The organism is Streptomyces sp. NK15101 (genome assembly GCF_020400725.1).
Lineage (GTDB): Bacteria > Actinomycetota > Actinomycetes > Streptomycetales > Streptomycetaceae > Streptomyces.
In genome coordinates this window covers 93,740-101,572 of the sequence record NZ_JAINVG010000019.1, presented here as the reverse complement: position 1 = coordinate 101,572, position 7,833 = coordinate 93,740, and the positions used below count along the sequence as shown (strand labels likewise).

Below are 7,833 nucleotides of genomic sequence, written 5' to 3'. Positions count from 1 at the left end.
ACCTCTCGTGGCCTGGCCGCCGCGGCCGCCGTCACCGTGGCCGCCGCCACCGCGGCGCTGCTCCCGTCCGCGGGAGCCTCCGCCGCCACCGCCGCGCCGCAGGCCCGCGTCTTCATGGTGAACCCGGTCCAGTCCTCGGGCGACCAGACCCTCACCGACCACAAGGACGCGGTGGGCGACGTCCCCGCCTCCGCGTACGCCACCGCCGCGCTGCGCAACCTCGACGCGAGCGGCGGCCTGTCCGGCAAGTGGGCCGTCGTCCGCTCGGAGACCGGCAATCCCGCGAAGGTCGCCGACGCCGCCTCGTACGACCGCTCCGACGACGAGTTCGAGCAGGTCATGGCGTACTTCTGGGTCAACGAGGCGCAGGAGTACCTCCAGGGCCTCGGCTTCGGCACCGAGCTGCGCGGGGCGAACGACCGGGTGCAGCCGGTCCGCCTCAACCAGTGGGGCGCCGACAACTCCTTCTTCACCGACAAGAAGGCCGAGATCCGCTTCGGCAAGGGCGGCGTGGACGACGCCGAGGACGCCGAGGTCATCGTCCACGAGTACGGCCACGCCGTGCACCACGCCCAGGTGCCCGGCTTCGGCACCTCCCCGGAGGCCGGCGCGATCGGCGAGGCCTTCGGCGACTACCTGGCCGTGGAGGTCGGCGCGCACGCGGACGCCAAGTACGGCTGGCCGCTCAAGGCCGACCTGGCCTGCGTCGCCGACTGGGACTCCACCGGCTACAGCGCGGCCCCGCACTGCCTGCGCCGCATCGACGGCACCAAGACCTACGCGGACCGCGAGGGCGAGGTCCACGCCGACGGCGAGATCTGGTCCCGGGCGCTCTTCGACATCCGGAACAAGCTCGGCGCCCGCACGGCCGACCGGATCATCGTGAACGCGCAGTTCGGCTTCGCCGCCGACACCAGCTTCAAGGACGCGGCGCTGACGACGGTCGCGACCGCGCAGAAGATGTACGGCACGGCGGCGGCGGACGCCGTGCGCGACGCCTTCCGGGCCCGCGAGATCCCGGGCGTCTGATCCCGGGCGGCCGAGGGCCCTGGGGTCCGGGACGGCCGAGGGCCCCCGAGGCCCCGGGCGACCGGGAACCCCTGAGGCCCCGGGCGGCCGAGGGCCCCTAAGGGCTCAGTGCCTCGCTCACCAGCCGCGCCCACTGGGACACCACGCGTTCCCGGCGGGCGCGGTCGTCCGTCAGGAGGGTGGCGAGGCCCAGGCCGCGGGCCATGTCCAGGAGGCCCTGGACGGTCTCGCGGACGCCGGGCCGGGACTCGTCGGCGCCCAGGACCTCGACGGCGACGCGGTGGGACTCGCGCCCGACGCGGGCCTCCAGCTCCGTGACCCGCTCGCGGAGCTGCTCCTCGCCGGAGGCCGCGACCCACAGGTGGAGCGCGGCCCGGAAGAGGGGGCCGGTGTAGAGGCCGACGAGGGCGGCGACGGCCTGTTCGCGGTCGTCCGTGCGGACCGCCCGCAGGGCCTGCGAGCGCTCCTCCGCGACGTACTCGACGGCGGCCGTGAAGAGGTCCTCGCGGGTCGGGAAGTGGTGCTGGGCGGCGCCCCGGGAGACGCCGGCCCGTTCGGCGACGACGGCGACCGTGGAGCCCGCCCAGCCGTGTTCGGCCAGGCAGGACACGGCCGCCTCCAGGAGCCGCTGCCGGGTGGCGCGGCTCCGGTCCTGCTTGGGGTTCCGGTCCGGTCTTGGTGCGGTCAGAGCCGCCATGCGGGGTCCCGTCGTTCGAGGAAGGCCGTCATCCCCTCGCGCGCCTCGGCGGAGGCGAAGAGCGTGGCCGATCTCCGCACCAGGTCCTCCGCGTCGCGTTCGAAGGTCTCCAGGACTCTAGCGGTGACCAGTCGTTTCGCCTCCCGCAGGCCCTGCGGGGAGGCGGCGCGCAGCGCGTCGAGGATGCCGGGCAGCTCCTGGTCGCCGGCGGTCACGAGGCCCATGCCGATCGCCTCGGGGACGCCGAACCTCTCTCCCGTCAGGTAGTACCGGGTGGCCGCGCGGGGTTCGAGGCGCGGCAGGAGGGTGAGGGAGACGACGGCGGGCGCGACCCCGATCCGCACCTCGGTGAGCGCGAAGTCCGCCCCCTCCCCCGCGAGGACGAGGTCGGCCGCGCCGAGCAGGCCGAGGCCGCCGGCGCGGGTGTGGCTGCCGGCGGTGACGTGGGCGACGACCGGTTTCGGCAGCTCGACGACCTGCCGGAGCAGGTCCACGAAGGCGTACGGACTGGGCGGCGCCTTCAGGTCGGCGCCCGCGCTGAACGTGGAGCCGGTGTGGGTGAGGACGACCGCCCGGACCGCCGGGTCCTTGCCGCAGGCGGTGAGCACGTCGGCGAGTTCGGCGACGAGCGGGGCGGAGAGGGCGTTGCGGGTGGCCGGGGAGTTCAGGGCGAGGGTGGTGATGCCCCGCTCCTCGGTGACGTCGATCAGGGGCATGGTCATGCGCGCTCCCTCGGTTCCCTTCGGAGGATTTCCCCGGACGCTGCCCGGGGGACGGTGTCGATGAACTCCACGGCGCGGACCTTCTTGCTCACGGGGAGACCCTGTCAGCACCCCGAAGAACAATCAAGCGCGCATGCATGGTTTTGGAGGGGTGGCTCGGGCTGACGACCAGCGGGCCGGTCAAAGGTTGTACGCGGGGGGATCTCTTTCCGCTCCCCGCCCTCCTCGGGATCCGGACGCCCACGGTCCACCCCCGTCCCGGGAGGGACTTTGCCCCGCACGCACCACCAGCACCACACGCACCACCGGCACCACACGCGCCACCGGCACCACACGCGCCGGCCGGCGGCCTGCACGACCTTCGCGCTCGCCATGGGTCTCGTGGCCGCCGGCCCGGTCTCCACGGCCGTCGCGGCACCCCTGGCCGCCGACGACCTGTGGGGCACCGGCGCCCCCGACCTGCTGACGCTCCGCTCCGACGGCACGCCGCGGCTGCACTCCACCACGAGCCCCACGGCCACCGACCCGGGGCTCGTCCGGCAGGGGAACGGCTGGCAGATCTACAACAAGGTCCTCGCCCCGGCGACCTGACCAAGGACGGATTCCAGGACCTGCCGGCCCGCGCCCCGGCCGGCACGCTCCACCTGTACGCCGGCAAGGGCACGACGTCTCACCGGCGACGGTCGCCCCGACCTGGTCTCCCGCTCGAACGACCGGCTGTACGTGCACCCGGGCACCGGCTCGGCCACCGGGCACGGCGGCGCCGCCACGTTCGCCGCCCGCGTCAAGGTCGCCACGGGCTGGAAGTACGAGCACGTGAGCTGAGACGGACCGGCGCCTCGCAGTGCGTCACGCGGCGAGGCGCCGGTCCAGGGCCCGCTGGCCCGCGGCGAGCGAGCGGACCGGCCAGCGGAGGAGGACGGCGAGGCACAGCAGCCAGCCGCCGGCGTGGACGGCCCAGACCCCGGCCATCGTCGGGCCGCCCCAGGCCTGGTGGTAGTCGGTGTCCAGGTACCAGATCGGGTAGCCGAAGTTCCGGACCGAGTTGAACAGCGCGTACCCGACCAGGACGAAGGCCGCCGCGTCCAGCGGCAGCCCCAGCACGGTCCGGCCGAGCACCCGGCCACCGGTCCAGGCCGCCGCCGGGCCGTCGCCGCCGGTGAGCCGGGCCCGCAGGCGGGCGGCCCGGCCCGGCTGCCCGGCCAGGGTCAGCACGACCGCCGCGAGGCCGGCCGGCAGCGCCAGGAACGCGCGGGCGGCGGTGTGGACGGTTCGGCGGATCGGGGTCATCGACGGAGACATCGACGGGCTCCTCGGCTCGTTCGGCGGATGCCCGTACCCTCACGGTCCGCCGGCGTCCCCGTCGTCACACCCCGGAGCCAATCTCCCTGTCATACCTGGGTACTGGCCCGTGCCAAGGGGGCACCAGTGGTTAGCCTGCGCCCATGGTGTTCAAGAGACTGTGGGGCAAGGGCGGGGACGGCGGCGGGATTCCGCTGCTGGTCGACACCGTCATACCGGACGAGCCGGTGCAGCCGGGAGGCCTGCTGCGCGGAGAGGTCGTGCTGCGCGCGACCGACCGTGACGTGAACGTGCGGCGCGTGAAGGTCAAGCTCGTCGCCAACGCGTCGCCCGCCCTCGGCAAGAACGCCGAGGTGGACACGGAGTCGGGCTACGTGTTCTCGCTCTTCCTGGGCACCGTCTCGCTCACCGTCGAGAAGGGCCGGGAGCGGCGGGTGTCGCTCGAGTACCGGCTGAAGTGGGAGACCCCGGTCTCCGAGGCGCGCGGGAAGCGGCTCGACGGGGTGCGGCTGGCCGCGTACACCGAGGTCGAGGCGGACGGGATCGAGGAGCGGACGGACAGCGACCCCCTCCGCGTCGGCGCGACGCCGCTGCACGAGGCCGTACTCGACGCCTTCGCCGCCGCGGGTTACGCCTGCGACAGCGCCCAGATCGACGAACTGGGGGACATTCCGCGCGCCGAGCGCCACTTCTCCCTGCGGCAGAGCTTCCGCCTCGTCGACACGCTGGCCGTGGACCGGCCGGACCGCCCGCAGCACCTGGAGGTCACCTTCCACACCAACGCGGTGGGCTGCGAGATCTTCGTCCGCAAGGCGGCCCTCTTCCAGAAGAAATGGAACGAGAAGCCGCCGTGCGAGTACTACACGGCCGCCCACCACGAGGTCGGCCGGGTCGACTTCGAGGCGAAGGTCCGGCAGTGGATCGACGAGGTCGCGGCCCTGCCCGAGGAGCGCGAGGACCCCCGGCTCGCTCAGTACGACTTGGGCAGGCCCAGCGTCTGGTGCGAGACGTAGTTCAGGATCATCTCCCGGCTGACGGGAGCGATCCTGGCCACGCGGGCGGCCGTGACCAGGCGGGCGAGGCCGAACTCCTTGGTGAGGCCGTTGCCGCCGAGGGTGTGGACGGCGGTGTCCACGGCCTTCACACAGGCCTCGGCCGCCGCGTACTTCGCCATGTTCGCGGCCTCGCCCGCCCCCATGTCGTCGCCCGCGTCGTACAGGTGCGCCGCCTTCGCCATCATCAGCCGGGCCAGTTCGAGCTCGATGTGCGCCTGCGCGAGCGGGTGCGCGATGGCCTGGTGGGCGCCGATGGGGGCCTTCCAGACCTGGCGCTCCTTCGCGTACTTCACCGCCTGCGCGAGGGCGTACCGGCCCATGCCGATCGCGAAGGCGGCCGTCATGATCCGCTCGGGGTTGAGGCCCGCGAAGAGCTGGAGCAGGCCCGCGTCCTCGTCGCCGACGAGCGCCTCGAAGGGGAGGTGGACGTCGTCCAGGGTCAGCTCGAACTGCTTCTCGTTCGCGTCGAGTTCCATCTCGATGTGCCGGCGCCCGAAGCCGGGCGCGTCGCGCGGGACGACGAACAGGCAGGGCTTCAGGCTCCCCGTGCGGGCGTCGGACGTGCGGCCCACGACGAGCGTCGCGTCGGCGATGTCGACGCCCGACACGAAGACCTTCCGGCCGTTCAGGACCCAGCCGTCCTCGGTGCGGGTGGCGGTGGTCGTGATGCGGTGCGAGTTGGAGCCCGCGTCGGGCTCGGTGATGCCGAAGGCCATCGTCTTCGACCCGTCCGCGAGCCCCGGCAGCCAGGTCCGCTTCTGCTCCTCGGTGCCGAAGCGGGCGATGACCGTGCCGCAGATCGCGGGCGAGACGACCATCATGAGCAGCGGCGCGCCGGCCGCGCCCGCCTCCTCCAGGACGACCGACAGCTCGGCCATGCCGCCGCCCCCGCCGCCGTACTCCTCGGGCAGGTTCACGCCCAGGTAGCCGAGCTTGCCCGCCTCGGCCCAGAGCTCGGCGCGGTCGAAGCCGGGGCCGTGGCGGTGTCCGAGCGCGGAGACGGCGGCGCGGAGCGCGGTGAGCTCTTCGGTCTCGATCATGGTGCTCATACGGTCTTGTCCTCCTGTGCTTCGGTCTGTACGACGGCGAGCAGGGCGCCGACCTCGACCTGGCGGCCGGGGGCGGCGTGGAGCGCGGTGAGCGTGCCGGAGGCGGGGGCGGTGACGCGGTGCTCCATCTTCATGGCCTCCAGCCAGAGGAGCGGCTGCCCGGCGGTGACCCGGTCGCCGACGACGAGGCCGTCCGCGACCCGGACGACGGTGCCGGGCATGGGGGCGAGCAGGGAGCCGGGCTCCCGGAGGCCGGCGGGGTCGGTGAAGCGGGGGCGGGCGGTGAGGCGGTGCCGGCCGACGTGGACGGTGTCCTCGTAGGCCGTGACGTCGAAGGTCCTGGCCACCCCCGCCACTTCGAGGCGTACGGCATCCGGGCCCGCCGCAAGCACCCGTACGCCCTCCGGGGACGCGACCTCGTAACCGCCGTCCCGGGTCGGCCGGTAGCGGACCTCGTGGTCGCCGTACGTCCTCGTCTCGTCCTGGGAGCGGACGTTGCGCCAGCCGCCGCCGAAGCGGCCTTCGCCGGCGGCCGCCGAGGCGAGGGCGGCGGCCACGGCCGCGTGCTCCCCGCCCGGCGGAGGCGTGATCAGGGCGGGCAGGTTCCGCTCGTAGAAGCCGGTGTCGAGGGCTGCCGGGTCGGTGTACTCCGGGTGGCGGAGGGACGCCACGAGCAGGTCCCGGTTGGTGACGGGGCCGTGGAGGACGGCCCGCTCCAGGGCGTGGGCGAGCTTCCGGAGCGCCGCCTCCCGGGTCGGGGCATGGACGATCACCTTGGCGAGCATCGGGTCGTAGTGGACGCCGACCGTGTCCCCGGAGACGTACCCCGTGTCGACGCGCAGGCGCCCGGGGGCGGTTCCGGCGCCGTCGCGCACGATCCCCGGGGCGGCTCCGGCGCCGTCGCGCACGATCCCGGGCACGTCGAAGCGGTGCAGGACGCCCGTCTGCGGGGCCCACTCGCGCGCCGGGTCCTCGGCGTAGAGCCGGGCCTCGACGGCGTGGCCGCGCGGGGCCGGCGGCTCGGGCGGCAGGGCGCGGCCCTCGGCGACGGCGAGCTGGAGCGCGACGAGGTCGACGCCGTACACCTCCTCGGTGACCGGGTGCTCGACCTGGAGGCGGGTGTTCATCTCCAGGAAGTGCGCCTTGGGGGTCCCCCCTGCTCGAGCGAAGCCGGGAGCTGGGGGGACATCGGCGACCAGGAACTCGACCGTGCCCGCGCCGACGTAGCCGACGGCCTTCGCGGCGGCCGCCGACCGCTCGTACAGCTCGTCGAGGAGCGGAGCGGGCAGGCCGGGCGCCGGGGCCTCCTCGATGACCTTCTGGTGCCGGCGCTGGAGGGAGCAGTCGCGGGTGCCGAGCGTCCAGACCGTGCCGTGGGTGTCGGCCAGGAGCTGCACCTCGACGTGCCGGCCGTTCTCCACGTACGGCTCGACGAACACCTCGCCGTCCCCGAACGCGCTCGCCGCCTCCGCCGACGCAGCCCGCAACTCCCCTTCCAGCGCGTCCAGTTCGCGCACGATCCGCATGCCCCGGCCGCCGCCGCCCGCCGCCGCCTTCACCAGGACGGGCAGGTCGGCCTCGGTGACGTCGCCCAAGGGCTCGATCCCCAGGAGCTGCTTCGCGCGGGTCTTCGAGGCCATGGCCTCGATCGCCTCGGGCGGCGGCCCGATCCACACCAGGCCGGCGTCGGTCACGGCCCGCGCGAAGGCGGCGTTCTCGGAGAGGAAGCCGTAGCCGGGGTGGACGGCGTCGGCGCCCGCCGCGAGGGCCGCCGCCACCACGAGGTCGCCGCGCAGGTACGTCTCCGACGGCGCGGCTCCCGGCAGCCGTACCGCCGCGTCGGCCTCCCGGACGTGCAGGGCGCCGGCGTCCGCGTCGGAGTACACGGCGACGGTGGAGATGCCCAGCTCACGGCAGGTGCGGAAGACCCGGCAGGCGATCTCGCCCCGGTTCGCGACCAGTACGGTCGAAATCATCAG

General features: G+C 74.1%; 8 protein-coding genes. 3 read left to right on the top strand and 5 right to left on the bottom strand.

What is annotated here, in order from left to right:
- Window positions 1–1,029 (top strand): M4 family metallopeptidase (locus K7G60_RS13625; RefSeq protein WP_225801132.1); only part of this gene is annotated, 1,029 nt, incomplete at its 5' end.
- 97 nt (window positions 1,030–1,126) lie between these two features.
- On the opposite strand, the gene K7G60_RS13620 is transcribed toward K7G60_RS13625, so the two are convergent.
- Both K7G60_RS13620 and K7G60_RS13615 read right to left on the bottom strand, forming a co-directional pair.
- A complete protein-coding gene (locus K7G60_RS13620) occupies window positions 1,127–1,726 on the bottom strand; it encodes a TetR/AcrR family transcriptional regulator (RefSeq protein WP_225801131.1) in 600 nt (199 codons plus the stop codon).
- Complete coding sequence (locus tag K7G60_RS13615) at window positions 1,714–2,442, bottom strand: enoyl-CoA hydratase family protein (protein WP_225801142.1); 729 nt, start codon at window positions 2,440–2,442, stop codon at window positions 1,714–1,716. Before K7G60_RS13615 ends, K7G60_RS13620 begins: the two co-directional genes overlap by 13 nt.
- Window positions 2,443–2,718: 276 nt before the next feature.
- On the opposite strand from K7G60_RS13615, the gene K7G60_RS13610 reads away from it, so the two are divergent.
- On the top strand, window positions 2,719–3,039 hold the full coding sequence (locus K7G60_RS13610) for a hypothetical protein (RefSeq protein ID WP_225801130.1): 321 nt from the start codon (window positions 2,719–2,721) through the stop codon (window positions 3,037–3,039).
- A 258-nt stretch (window positions 3,040–3,297) separates the two neighbouring features.
- On the opposite strand, the gene K7G60_RS13605 is transcribed toward K7G60_RS13610, so the two are convergent.
- The gene (locus K7G60_RS13605) at window positions 3,298–3,750 is read right to left on the bottom strand and encodes a hypothetical protein (RefSeq protein ID WP_225801129.1); all 453 of its coding nucleotides are present in this window, start codon (window positions 3,748–3,750) and stop codon (window positions 3,298–3,300) included.
- A gap of 143 nt (window positions 3,751–3,893) precedes the next feature.
- Here K7G60_RS13605 and K7G60_RS13600 point away from each other — a divergent pair, with 143 nt between their 5' ends.
- A complete protein-coding gene (locus K7G60_RS13600; protein ID WP_225801128.1) occupies window positions 3,894–4,763 on the top strand; it encodes a sporulation protein in 870 nt (289 codons plus the stop codon).
- Here the strand turns inward: K7G60_RS13600 and K7G60_RS13595 are convergent.
- The gene (locus tag K7G60_RS13595) at window positions 4,721–5,854 is read right to left on the bottom strand and encodes an acyl-CoA dehydrogenase family protein (RefSeq protein WP_225801127.1); all 1,134 of its coding nucleotides are present in this window, start codon (window positions 5,852–5,854) and stop codon (window positions 4,721–4,723) included. The two genes, K7G60_RS13600 and K7G60_RS13595, sit on opposite strands and share 43 nt — an antisense overlap.
- A complete protein-coding gene (locus tag K7G60_RS13590) occupies window positions 5,851–7,830 on the bottom strand; it encodes a biotin carboxylase N-terminal domain-containing protein (RefSeq protein WP_225801126.1) in 1,980 nt (659 codons plus the stop codon). Before K7G60_RS13590 ends, K7G60_RS13595 begins: the two co-directional genes overlap by 4 nt.
- Between the last annotated feature and the right edge of the window lie 3 nt (window positions 7,831–7,833).

Bases quoted from the DNA above. Each gene is read 5' to 3' on its own strand.
- K7G60_RS13620 (WP_225801131.1), bottom strand. From the start codon at position 1,726: ATGGCGGCTCTGACCGCACCAAGACCGGACCGGAACCCCAAGCAGGAC.
- K7G60_RS13615 (WP_225801142.1), bottom strand. From the start codon at position 2,442: ATGCCCCTGATCGACGTCACCGAGGAGCGGGGCATCACCACCCTCGCC.
- K7G60_RS13605 (WP_225801129.1), bottom strand. From the start codon at position 3,750: ATGTCTCCGTCGATGACCCCGATCCGCCGAACCGTCCACACCGCCGCC.
- K7G60_RS13600 (WP_225801128.1), top strand. From the start codon at position 3,894: ATGGTGTTCAAGAGACTGTGGGGCAAGGGCGGGGACGGCGGCGGGATT.
- K7G60_RS13595 (WP_225801127.1), bottom strand. From the start codon at position 5,854: ATGAGCACCATGATCGAGACCGAAGAGCTCACCGCGCTCCGCGCCGCC.
- K7G60_RS13590 (WP_225801126.1), bottom strand. From the start codon at position 7,830: ATGATTTCGACCGTACTGGTCGCGAACCGGGGCGAGATCGCCTGCCGG.